Source organism: Deinococcus sp. QL22 (genome assembly GCF_023370075.1).
In the GTDB taxonomy this organism is placed as follows: Bacteria; Deinococcota; Deinococci; order Deinococcales; family Deinococcaceae; genus Deinococcus.
In genome coordinates this window covers 2,706,069-2,722,177 of sequence record NZ_CP097149.1, presented here as the reverse complement: position 1 = coordinate 2,722,177, position 16,109 = coordinate 2,706,069, and the positions used below count along the sequence as shown (strand labels likewise).

14 protein-coding genes are annotated in these 16,109 nt (G+C 60.6%); 5 read left to right on the top strand and 9 right to left on the bottom strand.

Translation table 11 applies throughout. The features are described 5' to 3' along the window. Window positions 1-5: 5 nt before the first annotated feature. Window positions 6-2,276, bottom strand: a complete 2,271-nt coding sequence (locus tag M1R55_RS13590; protein WP_249392276.1) for an ATP-dependent helicase — start codon at window positions 2,274-2,276, stop codon at window positions 6-8. A gap of 121 nt (window positions 2,277-2,397) precedes the next feature. Here M1R55_RS13590 and M1R55_RS13585 point away from each other — a divergent pair, with 121 nt between their 5' ends. Continuing rightward, window positions 2,398-3,321: a cation diffusion facilitator family transporter gene (locus tag M1R55_RS13585; RefSeq protein ID WP_249392275.1), complete on the top strand. Its 924-nt coding sequence runs from the start codon at window positions 2,398-2,400 to the stop codon at window positions 3,319-3,321. Window positions 3,322-3,384: 63 nt separating this feature from the next. Here the strand turns inward: M1R55_RS13585 and M1R55_RS13580 are convergent, their stop codons facing one another. The 4 genes from M1R55_RS13580 to M1R55_RS13565 all read right to left on the bottom strand — a co-directional run bounded on the left by M1R55_RS13580 (window position 3,385) and on the right by M1R55_RS13565 (window position 7,416). Next, a complete protein-coding gene (locus M1R55_RS13580) occupies window positions 3,385-3,591 on the bottom strand; it encodes a DUF1540 domain-containing protein (protein WP_064014539.1) in 207 nt (68 codons plus the stop codon). Between the two features lie 204 nt (window positions 3,592-3,795). Next, window positions 3,796-4,305, bottom strand: coding sequence for a hypothetical protein (locus tag M1R55_RS13575; protein WP_249392274.1), 510 nt, complete (start codon window positions 4,303-4,305; stop codon window positions 3,796-3,798). A gap of 169 nt (window positions 4,306-4,474) precedes the next feature. Continuing rightward, window positions 4,475-6,256, bottom strand: a complete 1,782-nt coding sequence (gene typA / locus M1R55_RS13570; protein WP_249392273.1) for a translational GTPase TypA — start codon at window positions 6,254-6,256, stop codon at window positions 4,475-4,477. Window positions 6,257-6,480: 224 nt separating this feature from the next. Continuing rightward, window positions 6,481-7,416 (bottom strand): GNAT family N-acetyltransferase, encoded by a 936-nt coding sequence (locus M1R55_RS13565; RefSeq protein ID WP_249392272.1) that lies wholly within the window; start codon window positions 7,414-7,416, stop codon window positions 6,481-6,483. Window positions 7,417-7,542: 126 nt separating this feature from the next. Between M1R55_RS13565 and M1R55_RS13560 the strand changes: the two genes are divergently transcribed. Next, complete coding sequence (locus tag M1R55_RS13560; protein WP_249392271.1) at window positions 7,543-9,213, top strand: methylmalonyl-CoA mutase family protein; 1,671 nt, start codon at window positions 7,543-7,545, stop codon at window positions 9,211-9,213. A gap of 96 nt (window positions 9,214-9,309) precedes the next feature. Here the strand turns inward: M1R55_RS13560 and M1R55_RS13555 are convergent, their stop codons facing one another. The 3 genes from M1R55_RS13555 to miaA form a co-directional block, all read right to left on the bottom strand. Continuing rightward, window positions 9,310-11,184, bottom strand: coding sequence for a hypothetical protein (locus tag M1R55_RS13555; protein ID WP_249392270.1), 1,875 nt, complete (start codon window positions 11,182-11,184; stop codon window positions 9,310-9,312). 136 nt (window positions 11,185-11,320) lie between these two features. Then, complete coding sequence (gene glgC, locus M1R55_RS13550; RefSeq protein WP_249392269.1) at window positions 11,321-12,562, bottom strand: glucose-1-phosphate adenylyltransferase; 1,242 nt, start codon at window positions 12,560-12,562, stop codon at window positions 11,321-11,323. A gap of 239 nt (window positions 12,563-12,801) precedes the next feature. Then, window positions 12,802-13,761, bottom strand: coding sequence for a tRNA (adenosine(37)-N6)-dimethylallyltransferase MiaA (gene miaA / locus M1R55_RS13545; protein ID WP_249392268.1), 960 nt, complete (start codon window positions 13,759-13,761; stop codon window positions 12,802-12,804). A gap of 30 nt (window positions 13,762-13,791) precedes the next feature. On the opposite strand from miaA, the gene M1R55_RS13540 reads away from it, so the two are divergent. After that, complete coding sequence (locus M1R55_RS13540) at window positions 13,792-14,208, top strand: Hsp20/alpha crystallin family protein (protein WP_249392267.1); 417 nt, start codon at window positions 13,792-13,794, stop codon at window positions 14,206-14,208. Here the strand turns inward: M1R55_RS13540 and M1R55_RS13535 are convergent. Beyond that, window positions 14,205-14,543, bottom strand: coding sequence for a hypothetical protein (locus M1R55_RS13535; RefSeq protein ID WP_249392266.1), 339 nt, complete (start codon window positions 14,541-14,543; stop codon window positions 14,205-14,207). The two genes, M1R55_RS13540 and M1R55_RS13535, sit on opposite strands and share 4 nt — an antisense overlap. A 298-nt stretch (window positions 14,544-14,841) precedes the next feature. Between M1R55_RS13535 and M1R55_RS13530 the strand changes: the two genes are divergently transcribed. Next, window positions 14,842-15,408, top strand: coding sequence for a hypothetical protein (locus M1R55_RS13530; RefSeq protein WP_249392265.1), 567 nt, complete (start codon window positions 14,842-14,844; stop codon window positions 15,406-15,408). Window positions 15,409-15,424: 16 nt separating this feature from the next. After that, window positions 15,425-16,099, top strand: a complete 675-nt coding sequence (locus M1R55_RS13525) for an ImmA/IrrE family metallo-endopeptidase (RefSeq protein ID WP_249392264.1) — start codon at window positions 15,425-15,427, stop codon at window positions 16,097-16,099. The last annotated feature ends 10 nt before the right edge of the window (window positions 16,100-16,109 follow it).

The following is a 16,109-nucleotide window of genomic DNA, read 5'->3' as shown; positions in this document are numbered from 1 at the left end:
GAAGCTCAGGCCAAACTTAGATTCGCAAATTTCACCAACAGCTTCTTGGTGCCTACGCTGGGAAAATGCACCGTGACTTCCTGGCGCTCGTCCATGCCCGCCACCGCCAGCACCTGCCCCGCGCCAAATTTGGGATGCGTGACCTTTTCACCGCCCCGGTAGGCCATCTCGGCGGTCATGCTGCTGGTGTTTTTCACAGCGCTGGGATGGGTGAATGTGGGTGCGCTGGGGCGACCCGGCACAGTGGGACGGTACTCTTTCCAGGTTTTGGCGCGGTACTCGATGACCTGCCCATACGGGTCTATGGTGTCAAAGTCGCCCTCGATTTCTTCCAGAAAGCGGCTGTCTTCAGCGGCATTGGTCTTGCCGAACTGCATCCGGTTTTGCGCGGCGGTCAGAAACAAGCGATCCATGGCCCGCGTGATACCCACGTAGAACAGGCGGCGTTCCTCTTCTATGCCGCTCGCCTCCAGCAGCGCGTTTTTGCTGGGCAGCAGGCCTTCCTCGGTGCCCACGATAAACACGGTGGGAAACTCTAGACCCTTGGCGTTGTGCAGCGTCATCAGCGTCACGGCTTCCTCGGGCACGTCGCGGTTTTCCTTCTTGGCCCGCATGTCGTCCACACTGGACAGCAGAGCTGCGTCATCCAAAAAGTCGCCGATGGTGCCGTCATTGGTCTGAGACCATTCCTCGGCGGCGCTGACGAGTTCCTCCAAGTTCTCCAGCCTCACCTGGCCCTCCTGCCCTTCCTGACGCAGCAGATCCAGGTAACCGCTGTTTTCTATCACGAAGCGGAAAAACGGCCCTGGCAGGTAGTTGTCGGCGGCGTCGCTCAGGGCGGACATCAGATCGGCAAATTCCTTGGGTTTCTGTGCGCCCCGGTCAAGAATTCCCTGCTCGACGCAGTTGGCGCAGGCCGTCAGGATGGAGGTCTGGTTTAGACGTGCCCAGTCCATCAGCTTTTCCAGCGCTGTATCGCCAATGCCGCGCCGGGGCCGCCCGATGATCCGGCGCAGGGCCACATCGTCGTCGGGGTTGATGGCGAGGCGAGCATAGGCGAGAATGTCGCGGATTTCGCGGCGGTCGTAAAAGCCCACGCCGCCCACGATTTTGGCCGGAATCTGCACCCGGCGCAGCGATTCTTCTATGACGCGGGATTGGGCGTTGGTGCGGTACAAAATTGCCATTTCGGTCAGCTTTTGCCCCTGCCCATGCAAGCGCGTGACCCACTCGGCCACAAAATCGCCCTCAGCGCGGTGATCGGTGGCGCGGTGAAACACCACTGGGTGTCCATCATCTTTAACCGCCAACAGCGTTTTCTCCAGGCGTTCAGAGTTGTTTTCAATCAGACGGTTGGCAATTCCCAGCACTTTGGCACTGGAACGGTAATTGTGCTCCAGCATATACACCTTGGCGTCGGCGTAATCCTTCTGGAAGTCCAGAATATTCTGAATATCTGCACCGCGAAACTTATAGATGGATTGATCGGGGTCTCCCACGACAAGCAAATTCCGGTCTCTGGATGCCAGCAGGCGTGTCAATTCATATTGCGCCTTATTGGTGTCCTGGTACTCGTCCACATGAATAAAGCGGGCGCGGTCTTGCACCCGGTCAAGCACGCCTGGCACTTCTTTAAACAGCCGAACCGTTTCTGTAATCAGGTCGCCAAAGTCGATGGCATTCTGGCCCTTCTTGCGGGCCTCGTAGCGGCGGTACACCTCGGCGGCGGTTTCGCGGGGCAGGCCGCTGATATAGGGTTCAGGCCAGCGTTCCAGATCGGCAGGCACCTGAAGATTGCTCTTGGCCCGGTCAAGAATGCCGCGCAGCACACGGGGATTGGTATCGGGGCCAATGCCCGGCACCGCGCCCATGATCTCCTTCAGAATGTCCATCTGATCATCGTCGTCGTAAATCACAAAGCCGCGCCGCAGCCCGATATGCTCACCATACGCCCGCAGAATCCGCACGCCCGCGCTGTGGAAGGTACTCATCCAGAGTTTGTCGGCCCCAGTCACCAGATGTTTGGCCCGCTCACGCATCTCGGCGGCGGCCTTGTTGGTAAACGTCACGGCCAGAATCTCGCCGGGGTCTGCGCCGTAATGCTGAATCAGGTGGGCAATCCGGTAGATCAGCGTGCGCGTTTTGCCGCTGCCCGCGCCCGCAATAACCAACGCGGGGCCGGTGTAGTGGTCGGCGGCCTGCGCCTGATTGGGGTTCAGCTGGCTCAGCAGATCAGAAGCGGGCAGGTTGGAAGAGGCAGAATCCGGCACAGTCACCGAACAAGTGTATCAGGCCGCGTTATGTGATGGGCGTAATGACTGCCATTCTGGCATCGCCTCTTGTGTTCCCGCTCCGGGCACCGTTTTCGCCGCGCCTAACCCTGTTAGCCTACAGCCGATGACCTCTGGCCCACTTCCTCTGCCGCCCGCGCCCCCCACGTCCCTGATCCGCATCGCGGCCTTCAGCGTGGTGGTGGCGCTGGTGGTGTTGGGCCTGAAATTCGTGGCCTACTTGCTGACGGGCAGTGTGGCGCTGTATTCCGACGCGCTGGAAAGCGTCATCAACGTGGTCGCAGCGGGCGGAGCGCTGCTCGCGCTATGGGTGGCGGCACGTCCAGCCGATGCCAATCATCCTTATGGGCACACCAAAGCTGAATACCTGAGCGCGGTGGCGGAGGGCGTGCTGATCGTGCTGGCAGCAGTCAGCATCCTGCGGGTCGCCATTCCAGACCTGACGAGCCCCAAAGTGGTGGACGCGCCGTTTCTGGGCCTGGGTGTAAATCTGGTCGCCAGCATCATCAATGCCCTGTGGGCGGGCGTCCTCATTCGTGTCGGACGTTCTGCCCGCAGCCCGGCGCTGCTGGCCGATGGACGGCACGTGTTCAGCGATGTGATCACCAGCGTCGGCGTGCTGACCGGCGTACTGCTGGCAAAGTTCACGGGCTGGCACGTGCTTGACCCGGCACTGGCGATTCTGGTGGCCCTCAACATCCTCTGGAGCGGCTGGAACCTGATGCGCGAAAGCGTGGGCGGCCTGATGGACGCGGGCGTGAATCCTATGACCGAACGCCGGATTCGCACCGTCATCAGTGAGCAGGCCGAAGGCGCACTGGAAATCCATGACCTCCGCACCCGGCACGCGGGCCGCACCACCTTCGTCGAGTTTCATCTGGTGGTCGCCAGCGATATGACCGTTAGCGACGCACACGCCATCTGTGACCGCTTGGAAGACGCGATTCGGGCCGAGATGGAAGGCGCACACGTGACCATTCATGTGGAGCCGCAGGACAAAGCCAAGCATCACGGCGTATTGGTGCTGTGAGACAGCAAAAAGCCCAAACCTGAGTCTGGGCTGAAGCGTTCTGCGTTATCGAATCGTGGTAATTCAGTCGTGACCGGGATTGGCCTGCATGCCCTGCGTCATATCGGCCCCATCTTCGGGCGCGAAGGTCATGCAGTGGGCCATCTGTGCGCCCATCTCGCCCATCACCATCTGAACTTCAATCTGTCCGGCGTGGCACTGCATATCTTCGTTATAGCGGCAAGAAGTGGCGTCGCAACGGCTAACTAAAGATTTAGAGGTGTCATTCATGGTAGTTCTCCTGTACATGCAGGATGAACTGACCGCCTAGCAATCATCGTAATCTGGCCTGCAAAATGAACATCAGCCTACAATTCCGACTGTCCCGCGTGGTTTTCTACGCCAGCCCAGAATAAGAGCCTCCCAGACAGCATTCACGCTGATTCTGTTTCCAAATGATGCAGAATTCAATGAGACCAAGCCCAACCCGAATGCTTAGTTCAGGAGCGTGCCGCGAATACTCTGGGCGCAAGAAATTCGATAGGCTACGTCGCGGGCGTCCAGTTGCCCCAGTTCGCGTAGGCCTGCTGCCACCACTTCTACTTCTGCCCACGAGCGGCGCAGCAACACACGCGCACGCGCTTCCAAGACCGATAGGTACGCGGGCAAGACGGCCTGTTCTTCGGGTTCGGTCAAAGCCAATGCCAGCAACTCGCCTGCACTCCGCTGGGATTCAGCGATCCCCGCCGCAAGACCCAACAAAACGCCCGCCGCTGCCTGCGCAGACGCCACCAGCACGACTTCTTCGGCCAAAGCGCGGTTCAGGCGCAAAGCATCGGCATCGGGCGCAGTTGCATAAGCAACACCCTCAAAGGTGACCTGCGCCAATCGCAACGGAGCGCGTGGGTGGAGGTGCGCCAACACCGCTTCAGCCGCCAGCAACAGCGAGCGATTGTAGGTGTCGGAGGGGGCGGAAACGGTGGGTGTGGTTTGGAGTTGGGTCATTAATCCTGAGTCCTATGGTCAGGATAGGGGCAACCTCAAGGTCATGCAAGGGCGAATGTCAGACAAGTAGGCCTTCATGGTGGCTACTGGGGCAGAGACACGCCGCCACAGAACAGCAAAAGCACGCGCCCCAAGCCGAAGCCGGGGCGCGTGCTAGATGAATTGTTGCTTACTTACGCATGCTCGGGTTCAAGACCTTTTTCCGCAGACGGATGCTCTGAGGCGTCAGTTCCACGAGTTCATCGTCGCTGATGTACTCCAAAGCGTCTTCGAGGCTCATGCGCTTGGGCGGAATGAGCGTCAGGGCGTCGTCGGCCCCGCTGGAGCGCACGTTGGTGAGCTTCTTGTTCTTGCAGACGTTCACGTTCATGTCCTGCTCGCGGGCGTTTTCGCCTACGATCATGCCCACGTACACGTCAGCGCCAGCGTCGATAAAGAAGTTACCCCGGTCTTGCAGTTTCCAGATGGAGTAGGCGAACGCGGTGCCGTCTTCCATGCTGACCAGCGAACCGTTCTGGCGGGTTTTCAGTTCTCCGGCCCAGGGCGCGTAGCCGTCGAAGATATGGCTCATGATGCCTTCGCCCTGCGTCATGGACAGGAAGTGGGTGCGGAAACCGAAGAGGGCGCGGCTGGGAATCTTGAATTCCACGCGGGTGCGCTTGCCCTGAGGCTCCATGTTTACCATCTGGCCCTTGCGGGAGCTGAGGATACCGATGACGGCGCTGGAGTGATGCTCAGGCACGTCGATTACGAGATGCTCGACAGGCTCATGCTTCTCGCCGTCAATGTCGCGGATGATGACCTGAGGCGATCCGACCTGCACTTCGTAACCTTCGCGGCGCATGGTTTCCAACAGAATGCTGAGGTGAAGCTCGCCGCGTCCGCTGACTTTAAATTCGTCGGGGCGCAGTTCTTCCACTTTCAGCGACACATTGGTCATCACTTCGCGCTTCAGGCGGTCATTCAGGTGGCGGGAGGTGACGTACTTGCCTTCCTTGCCTGCAAACGGGCTGGTGTTGGGCTGGAAGGTCATCGACACGGTGGGTTCGTCCACCGTGATGATGGGCAAGGCCTCGGGATCGGCAAGATCGGCGACGGTTTCTCCGATCTGCGCATCCTCGATGCCAGCAAGCGCCACGATGTCGCCCGCGCTGACGCTGTCGGCCTCGATGCGGCGCAGACCCATATGGGTAAACGGCTGCACGATGCGCGACTTGGTCATGGTGCCGTCTTTGTGAATCAGTTGGACGAATTCGCCCTTCTTGACGGTACCGCGCTGAATGCGGCCCAACACGATGCGCCCCAGGTACTCGGAGTAATCGAGGTTGGTGACGACCATCTGGAACGGCTCGTCCACTTTCACGGGAGGGCTGGGAATGTACTCCAGAACCATCTCGAACAGTTCGTGCATATCTTCCTGCGGGCTTTCCAGATCCTTATAAGCCTTGCCTTCACGGGCCACGGCGTACAGGATGGGGAAATCCAACTGGTCGTCGCTGGCACCGAGTTCGGCCATCAGGTCAAACGTCAGGTTGACGACTTCTTCGATACGGGCGTCCTGACGGTCAATCTTGTTGATGACCACCACGATTTTCAGGCCCAGTTCGATAGCCTTACGCAGCACGAAACGGGTCTGGGGCATAGGGCCTTCGGCAGCGTCCACCAGCACCAACGCGCCGTCCACCATGCCCAACACGCGCTCCACTTCTCCGCCGAAATCGGCGTGTCCGGGGGTGTCTACGATGTTGATTTTGATGCCCTTGTACTCCACGGCGGTGTTTTTCGCCAGGATGGTAATGCCACGCTCTTTTTCAAGATCGTTGCTGTCCATGGCGCGTTCGGCAATTTCTTCACCGTGACCGAGTTTCAGGGTTTGCTTGAGAAGTCCGTCTACCAGCGTGGTTTTGCCGTGATCGACGTGTGCAATGATCGCAATATTCCGGTATTCCATGTTCATTCTCTCCCCCGCCCGCAAGCGCACCAGCAACGGGCTGGAGGCGAGGGCGGAACTTGGTGCATGTCCGGAGCGCTGGCCTGACAGTTCGGTCAGGATATGCCCTGTTAGAAGCCCAACGGCCCCGGCATGAAAAGGCCCGCCACACATCACTGGTGGGCGGGACACCCAAACATAGATTCTAGCAGATCAGTAGGGCGTCAGGGCAGGGTCAAGCAAATTCACAGTGGGGGGAGCCATGACCAGCCGCCGATGTCGTGCCTGCCTGCACGCAAAGCAGCCTGCAAAGAGCCTTTATTACCGACGTGAATCGTGCCCATCATCACCCGCTCTTGTTCTGGAAGATGTTCAGCCAGCATCGGAGTCAGGAACGCGCCGAAGCCGTTGCCCCGCGTACTGGGAATTAAAATGAGTTCCTGCACCACATAGGCGGGCAGGCCACAGAGGGTTTCAACTCTCGCCCCCACGTACCCCACCCACTCGCCATCTCGCAGCACGTCGAACATAGTTCCCGCCTCAATCGTCTCTTGCAAATCTTCTTCAGACAAGATGCGGGCCTGACCGGGATGCGCCGGATGCAGGCGGTCTACATCGGCATAAGCCTCACGCGCCGTTTCCAGTTGGGAGCTATCCAGCGTGGGCCGCAGCGACAATTCTGGCGGAGTGGATCGGCCTTGCAATTCGCGCACGGGCACGGCCAGCACACGCATGTCAGGCTGTGTGCCCCCAAAAGCTCCCGCTTCGGCAGATGACCAGAACCGGAGACGCTGGGGAGTAAACGCTGCATAAGTGTGGTGCGCCAAAGCAGATAGCGTGGGCAGATCGGCGGCCAGCACGGGGCGCGTTGTGGCGCTCACATCCACAAAAGGCTTAGCGGGATTCGCGCCCTCAAACCGGATGCTGAGCATGGCGTCAAGGTCAGGCCGTACCGAGAGCCACTGATTCAGGAACGCTTCTGGCGGCTGCGAAATGTTCATCCACTGGGCGCGGTTAGCCGCCAACTCCAGATCGGTTGCCAGTTGCAGATCGAAGGCGTGTTCGTCGGCCAGATTGCTCAGGCGCTCTGATTCCGAACACCACCCCAGACTGACCGGATGCTGGGCGGCAAGGCTGAACTGGGCGAGGGCTGAGGTGGTAGGCAGGGTTGGTGAAGTCACTGAACTCAGCTTAAAGAGGATCGACGGCGGCAGCATGGGCTGAATGGCTGAGGCTCTGGTCTGCTAGGCTAGAGACCACCTAACGAGCGTTTGTTTTTTAGTCTTCCCCACCCCGGAGGTTTCCCCATGACCCAGCCCCCCAACGCCCGCCGAAGCACCAAGAATGAATGGCTGCAAAGTGTATATCAGCCCGCCGTTGCCAAACACCCGGAGCGCAAATACAACCATAAAAATCTGTCGGATATGGAACCCGACCCGATTTATACCGAAGACGATCTACATGATTGGGATTCACAGCGCGACCTCGGCTATCCGGGCGAATTTCCTTATACACGTGGCGTGCAGTCCAGCGTGTACCGGGGCAAACTCTGGACGATGAGGATGTTTGCGGGTTTTGGCAGTGCCGAACAGACCAACGAGCGTTTTCGTGCACTCTTGCGGGCCGGACAAACAGGCCTGAGTACGGCCTTCGACTTGCCCACGCTGATGGGCTACGACTCCGATCATCCATTTAGCAAAGGGGAGGTGGGCAAATGCGGAGTCGCCGTTGCCAGCCTTGCCGATATGGAAATCTTGTTTCAGGGCATTGACCCAGAACAGGTCACCACGTCTATGACCATCAACAGCCCCGCCAATGCAATCTGGGCCATGTACATTGCCAACGCCCAAAAGCAAGGTAAAGACCTGACCAAAATCGGCGGAACCATCCAAAACGATATCCTCAAAGAGTTTATTGCTCAGAAGGAATTTATCTATCCGCCCTCGCCCAGCGTGAAACTGGTCATCGATACCTTTGAATGGGGCCCCAAAGTGGTGCCGAGATGGAACTTTATTTCGGTCAGCGGGTATCACATCAGAGAAGCGGGCGCGACGGGCGTGCAGGAGTTGGCCTTTACCTTGGCCGACGGCTTTCACTATGTAGAGAAGGCGCTGGAGCGCGGGCTGGATATAGACGAATTCGCGCCGCGCATCTCGTTTTTCTGGGACATTCACAACGACTTTTTTGAAGAAATTGCCAAGTTGCGGGCGGCCCGCCGTATCTGGGCGCGGCAGATGCGTGACCGCTACGGCGCAAAAAATCCCAAATCGTGGATGCTGAGAACACATTCCCAGACCGCTGGAGTGAGTCTGCCCGCACAGCAGCCGCTGAACAACATTGCGCGGGTGGCGATTCAGGCACTCGCCGCTGTGCTGGGCGGCACGCAAAGCCTGCACACCGACGCCTTCGACGAGGCACTGGCCCTACCCACCGAAGAAGCCGCGACTATTGCTCTCAGAACGCAGCAGATCATCGCCTACGAGACGGGTGTGGCGGGTGTGGTTGACCCATTGGCGGGCAGCTATTACGTGGAAAAATTGACCAATGACATAGAAGCTGCCGCGCTGGGCTACATCGAACAGATTCGCGCGATGGGCGGCGTGGAAGTCGGCATCGACAACGGCTTTTTCCAGCTGGAAATGGCTGAGGCGGCCTACCGCTACCAGCGCGAAGTGGAGAAAAAGAGCCGAATCATCGTGGGTGTGAACGACTTTGTGCAGGACGCCGTGCAGGTGCCGCTGCAACTGATCGACCCGGAAGTGGAGCGTGTGCAGGAAGCACGGCTGGCACGGGTTCGGCGCGAACGCGACCCGGCCCGCACCGCCGCAGCGTTGGCCGCTCTGAGGGACACCGCCGTCACCGGAGCCAATTCCATGCCTGCGTTTCTGGAATGTGCCCATGCATATGTGACGCTGGGCGAGCAGATGGACGTGCTGAAGGGCGTGTACGGGGAATACGTAGAACCCGCGATGGTGTAAAAGCGTGCGTGGAGTGTGGATCGCAGATCGTGGTTTATCCACTGCCTACGATCCACACTTCATCTTTTTCGACCACCTATGTCCTACAGCCCCGAATTAGGGTTTTACGCCAAACACCGTCACTGCGTTCAGGGCGTCCAGCAGGCCCGCGCCAACCGTCAATCTGGCATTGTCTGGCGACCAAGACAAGAAGGCGGGGGCATGGGCAAGAGGCGGAGTGCTGGCGGCGACTTTGCCTGTGGCAGCGTCTATCAAATCAATGCGGAAGCCGCGCTCATCGGCGTTCACGAGGGCCAGCAAGCTGCTATCTGGACTCCAACGGTGCTGGTTCTGGCGGGTGGCGTCCGGATTGGCCTTGATTGTGGCGTAGGGACGGGGTTCGCCGGAGCGGTACAGGCCGACTTCTGCCATGATGCTCTGGGCCACCTGATCCACAGTCACAGAACCCAGTGCCAGCGCACCTTTGCCGCTGATCTGGAGTGAGGTATAGGACAGGTTGGCGCTTTGATCCACAACCGTCATTGGGGCGCGTTGGCGGGTGGCGAGCGTGTACACGAACGGCGCGGCGTTGGGGGCAGCAGGCAGCACGAACAGGCGGGCAGCGTCGGGCGAGAGCGTGAGCACGGAGGCGGCCAACACCGCCGGGGCCAGGTTCAGCGCACTGGGCTTGAGGGTCGCCACCATCTTCCCGCTGGCCTGCGAAACTGCAGTGACACCCGCCGCACTCCACGCCAGCGTGTGATTGCCCCAATGGTTCACGCTCAGGCGGGCTTGTGCACCCTCCGCCGCCGCTACAGAGGTCAGCACCCGCACTGTACTGCCCGATACTGCGCCACCCGACAACAGGCCCACTTCCTGCCGCTCCTCCGAGAGAACGCCGAGCGTCCAGGTGCTTTTGTTCATGGTCTGCACCGCCGCAAAGCCGCCTGATACCGTTTTTGCACCCGCCCGCAGTTCGCCGGAAGGCAGCAGCGCCGCGCCCTCTCCCCCACCGAGCAGGACGGCGGGCAGGGGCACACGCTGCACGTCACGGAAGGTGAGATCAGCGCTGAGCAGGTCGCCGCTGTCTGTCAGGGCCGAGATCCGCCCTGGCCCGGAGAGGCTGACGGGCTGGGCCAACACGCCCTGAAGGGGCAACTGCCTTTCCCTGCGCCCCGTTTGCAAATCGCGGGATTCGACGTTGCCGTCTAAAAATGTCAGCACCGAGGAATCGGGCAATGGGAACCCGGACGCTGGAGTAGAGACAGACAGGCCGCGCACGACGGTAGAACTGGGGTAGCCCTCGCGCAGAGACAGCAGCACAGACCCGGCCCTCACCGCAGCCGTGCGGCCATTGACACCGAATTGGGCATTTTGGGGCACGCAAAGGGCGTCACACATGGTTCCAGACAGCACCGCCAGCGTGGTCGTGTTGATCAGTTGCACCCGCCCGCGTCCGGCGGCCCCTGTACCGACCACAGAACCCACCACCGCCCGCACCCCATCCGGGGCCACGAACAGGGCGGTCACAGGGGTGTTCTGAACCACTCGCCGCGCCCCGGTCAGCACGTTCAGGCGGTCAATTCCAGTTGAAGTCGCCAGCAACAGGTCGCTGTCTGAGGCGAACCCAGACCCACTTAGAGGCCCGGTGGGATGTTGGGACACGCGCACGCCGTCGCCCAAGCGCCAGATGTTCACTGTGCCGCCCGCCGAGGTTGCCGCCAACGTTCCAGCCAGATTCACGTTCAGGCTTTGGCAGGCCGCTTGTCCGGTGGGGATGAGACGGGACACCTTGCCCATACCGTCCAGCACAAGCAGGCGGTTGCCCAGGCACAAGGCACGCGAGCCGCCCGGCAGCCACGCCAGGCCACCCACTGCGGCGGGGCCAGTGACTTTAATCTGGCTCTCCACCGTGAGGGTTAGCGCCCCAGCAGGAGCCGCGCCAAGAGCAGCAGTCAGGAGGGAAAGGGTCAAGGACGTGCGGAATTTCACGTTGCTCAGTCTACGGGGGCATCAATGAAGGGAGCGTCACAGCCGAAATGAGATGGAGATAACCACAGCAGAGGCAGGCGCACTTATGCCGATGCGCCTGCCTCTGCTGTGGGGCTGAATTCAGTTCAAGCGGAATTTAGAACGTATAGCCTTTAGAGACCACCACGACGCCGCTATCGGTCATGGTGAAGCCCCGTGCCAAGTCGTCTTCGCGGTTCAGACCGATCACGGTTCCGGGCGGAATGACCACGTCTTTGTCCACGATCACGCGGTTCAGGCGGGCGTGGCGGCCCACTTCCACGTCATCGAACAGCACGCAGCTTTCCACCACGGCGTAGCTGTGCAGGCGCACATTCCGGCCCAAGACGCTGTCTCTAACCGTGGCCCCGCTGATGATGGTGCCCCCGGCCATGATGCTGTTGAACGCCTGCCCAGTGCGCCCATCGGACTCGTGGACGAACTTGGCGGGCGGAGAAAACTCGCTGCTGGTTCGCAGCGGCCATTCGGGGTTATAAATATCGAATTCCGGGTTGACCGTGACCAGATCCATGTTGGCTTCGAAGTAGGCGTCCAGCGTTCCCACGTCGCGCCAGTACAGGTTGGGGCCAGCCTGACCGGGGATGGGATTACGGTGGAAATCGTAGGCCATGACATTATAGCCGTCCGATAGGGCACGCGGAATCACGTCGCTGCCGAAGTCGAAGCCTTCCTCGCCGCCCGACATGCTGGTTTCCAGCAGTTCATCCAGCGCCTTGCGGCTGAAAATATAGTTTCCCATGCTGGTCAGGCTCACGCCCTCCCGTCCGGGAATGCTGGGCGGGTCTTTCGGTTTTTCCAAAAAGTCGGTGACCTTCCAGCGCTCGTTCACGTGCATCACGCCGAACTGGTGCGCCTGACTCTGGGGCATCGGGTAGGCCGCGATGGTGATGTCGGCGCGGGAGTCGATGTGGGTCTGAAGCATGTGCTCCACGTTCATCTTGTAGATGTGGTCGCCGCTGAAAATCGCCACGTAGTCGGCGTCGTAGTTGTCGATCAGGTGCATGTTCTGGTACACGGCGTCGGCGGTTCCCCGGTACCACACGGGGCCGAGCTCTTCCAGGCGGTACATCTGCGCGGGCACCAGCGTAATAAAATAGTCGCTGAGGAAGGTGCCGAAGCGCCAACCCCGCTGAATATGCTCGGTGAGGCTCTGGGCTTTGTACTGAGTCAGCACGTAAATGCTGAACATGCCCGAGTTCATAAAGTTGTTGATGGCGAAATCGATGATGCGGTACTTGCTGCCAAACGGCACGGCGGGCTTGCTGCGCTTTTGCGTGAGCGGCGCGAGCCGTGACCCCTGCCCACCCGCCAAAATCATGCCCAATACTCTCGGCTTCATGTGCTTTCCCCCTAATGCTGGTGCTGCCGGAACGCGGCCCCGGTTTCAGGCCCGCGCAGGCGTGTGTGAGAACCGGCTGACCAAGAGGCCAGCTGGCCCCCCGGTTCCGCTAACGTACCGCCTGAAAATGAGGTGTAACTCACTTCTGAGTTTAGCCTGTGCTGCGGTGGAGCGGGGCACACGCTTAGGCAGGGCGGCCAACACTGAACAGGGTGTAAAGATTTCGTGGCTCGCTGAGGCTAAATCGGACGTGCTGGACGCCACTGTGCGGTAGGCCACTGGGCCAGCTGAGCCGTCAGCGACTCGGCGGCCTGTGCAGGCGTAATGGGTGGGGCGGCCAACTGCGTGCGTGCCCAAGTCAGTTGACGTTTGGCATATTGGCGGGTCGCCAGCGTAATGACCTGTTGCGCGGCCTGCACGGTCAAATTGCCCTGCGATACGGCCAATGCCTCGCGGTAGCCGAGGGCTTGCCACGCGGTAGGCCGGGGCAAGATTTCTGGATCGAGGTGGGAGGCCAACCATGCCGCTTCTTCGGGCCAACCCTGCGCCAGCATTGTGCCCACGCGCCCGCTGATGCGTTCTTCTAACTCGGCGGCGGGCCGGGTAAAGGCAGTGACCTGGTAGGAAAATGCTGGCTGCGTGCGGCCAAACTCGCCGGGAAAGCGCCCAGTGTGGCGGTACACTTCCAGCGCCCGGACGACGCGGCGGGGGTTGCGCTGCATCCGCACGGCCTCAGCGGGGTTGGCAGCGGCAATATCGGCCAGAAGCGCGTCCAACCCGCGTGCGGCGAGGTCAGCTTCTACCTCGGCCCGCATCTCTGGCTCGGAGGGCGGCGTGAGCGGCAATCCCCGCGTCAGGGCGCTCAGGTAAAACCCAGTGCCGCCGACGATGAGCGGGATATTTCCCCGCGCCAGCACGCCACCAATGGCCGCCTCAGCATCGTGCACGTAGCGGCCCACGTCATACTCTTCCTGCACGTCAGCCACATCCAACAGGTGATGCGGCGCGGCCCCACGTTCGGCGGCGCTGGGCTTGGCCGTACCGATATCCAGGCCCCGGTACACGGTAAAAGCGTCGGCGGCGATAATTTCCAGATCATGCTGGGCCGCCAATTGCAGCGCCAGTGCCGTTTTTCCGGCAGCGGTGGGAGCGGCCAGAATGGGCAGAGCAGGAAGGTGCGGGACAGGCGGGACAGACATCACACCCAGAAGTCTAGTAGCGTTGGGCCTATGAATGAGCCTGTGCTTGCCCGCCTGCAACAGCTGATGAACCTGCGCGAAGAGGTGGAGACGCTGGGGAGCGCCCGCCCGTGGACGCCTGCCGCCGACTGGATAGACGGCGATTCTCACCTGATCTTGCTGCTGGACGTGCCGGGCGTGAATCTGGATACGCTGGCCTTGTCGGAAGAAGACGACACCGTGACCATTCAGGGCGAGCGGCCCGCGCCCGACGCCGCGCTGGGGCGGGTGCTGAGCGCCGAGCGTTCGGGGGGCAGATTTACGCGCACGCTGACATTTCCGGAAGCCGTGCTGCCCCAGAGCGGCGAGGCCCGCCTGAGCGCCGGAGTGCTGACCATCCAATTTGAAAAGCGCCACCCCACGATTGACGCCACCGCGCAGGAGCTTGCGGACGAGACAGAGAGCTAGACCCGCTTTACATCCCCATCCACAGGCCACACGCTGCGGGGCTGCTCGCCGTGCTTGAGTTCCAGAAATTCCAGCCGCACCCGCGCAGAATCGCGCTGATAACGCAGGTCATGATTTTGCTGCGCCAGCGTCAGCACACGCGCTTCGGCCACTTGCAGGCGGGCTTCCGTTTCGGCCAATTGCTGCTGGGTGTCATGTTCTTTTTGCTCGGAAACGCTGCCGCCGCGCCACTCACGAATGACGTGCGACAGGCCGAACAGCAGGGCGATAACGACAGTGGCCGCCCCACTTTTGGCGATCAGCGGTAATACGGCGGCGAGGTCTGTTCCGGTCATGGCTGGCTCCTCTGTGCTGAGTGATGGGCTGGTGAATCTTATTCTTGAAGTGTTCCCAAGTCTGCGGCTAAATTCTCCGACTATCACAGATTGACAGACCCATTAAATCGGCCAACAAGGACTGCCCACCGCTTGGATTGATCTGGGAATAGAATAAGACTGTATCTACCATGTGTCAATCTTAATATAATCCCAACTTGGGCGGGAACTCTACCCAATTCGACGTCGATCATTTACACTCCTGGCATGAATGCACCAGACTGGGTTGGGAACAGATTCGGTGTCAGGGCGGTTACGGATGACGATTGCTAAGGCTGCTCCCATCTCCAAATCCGTGCGGGAAGCCGATCCGCGTGCCACAGAGCATGGACGACTCGTTCAGGGGCGGCGCTTGGAGTTAGGGCTGAACCGTCCGGCGTTCGTGGCGCAGATGGAGAAGCACGGCCAGCACATCACGCCGGATTATTTGAACAAGCTGGAACGGGGCACGGCGGCACTCTCGCGGGCGTCGTTGGAAGTGCGGGAAGCCGTGCGCGCGGTACTGGGATACTCGCTGGAAGAGTGGCATGAACGCACCGGATTATTTACGCCAACCGCTTCACCTACTGCGCCGGCACAGGCATTCAGCGCAGCGGCGCGGGGGTACCGCAGCGTGCCCAAGCCTGTGCCGGAACCCCTGCCCGACGCACTTCAGGAGGCTGTGTGCCTCTACAGCGGTCAGCCTGAATTCGCGGCGCTGGCCGAACCGCGCTGGCCCCGTTATCTGCACCGTCTGCACCACAAACACCGCCCCACCACGCCCGACGGTTGGCTGGCCCTCTTTCTGCGCTACCGCCACGAGTTCGATCCACCGGAGTCAGAGTGATGCAGGAGTCAGGGTGATGGATGACGTGCTGCACGATCTGTTCATGTATCACGTCGCTCGCCATGCCGAGGCAGAATTTACCCCAGAGATGCCCGAACTTGCCCGCCGATTGGGGATGCACTACCGGGTCGGCCCCGACAGTTTGGCGACGCCCGAACGGGTGGTCTATGTGCGGGCCGACGCCTCTGCGCCCCAGCGCCGGAGCGAGGCGGCCCATGAAATCAGTCACTTGCTGACGGCAGAAGCCCAGTCCGGCGACCCCAGCTACGAAGACATTATTCGCTGGTATCACGCGAGTGTGCCCGATATGCAGGCGCACTTGGAGGTCTTGGCCGATCATGGAGCAGACCGCCTGCTGATGCCCGAAGCCTTGGTGCAGGCCATCTTGGGACACTGCGGCTATTCCGGGCGGGCGGTGTGGGAACTGGCCCGCTTTGCCGATGTCCCCACCGAAGACGCTCTTCGCCGCCTCGTGTATTTCGATGATTCGGTGCGAATCGGCGGCTTCATTTCGCACGGAGGCTTTATCCAGTCTGCTTTCTCCAAGCGTTGGCGGCTGCCGTTTTGGGTAGGCGACCGCGTGCCAGAGCCTCATTTGCTCTTAGATGAAGGTGTGTCGCTGTTTGCCGTGCCCCATAAAACCCGCCAGTTTATCGGGGTGACGACGGTAGGCGAATTTGACGCTGCCTGAAGCTCCGGCC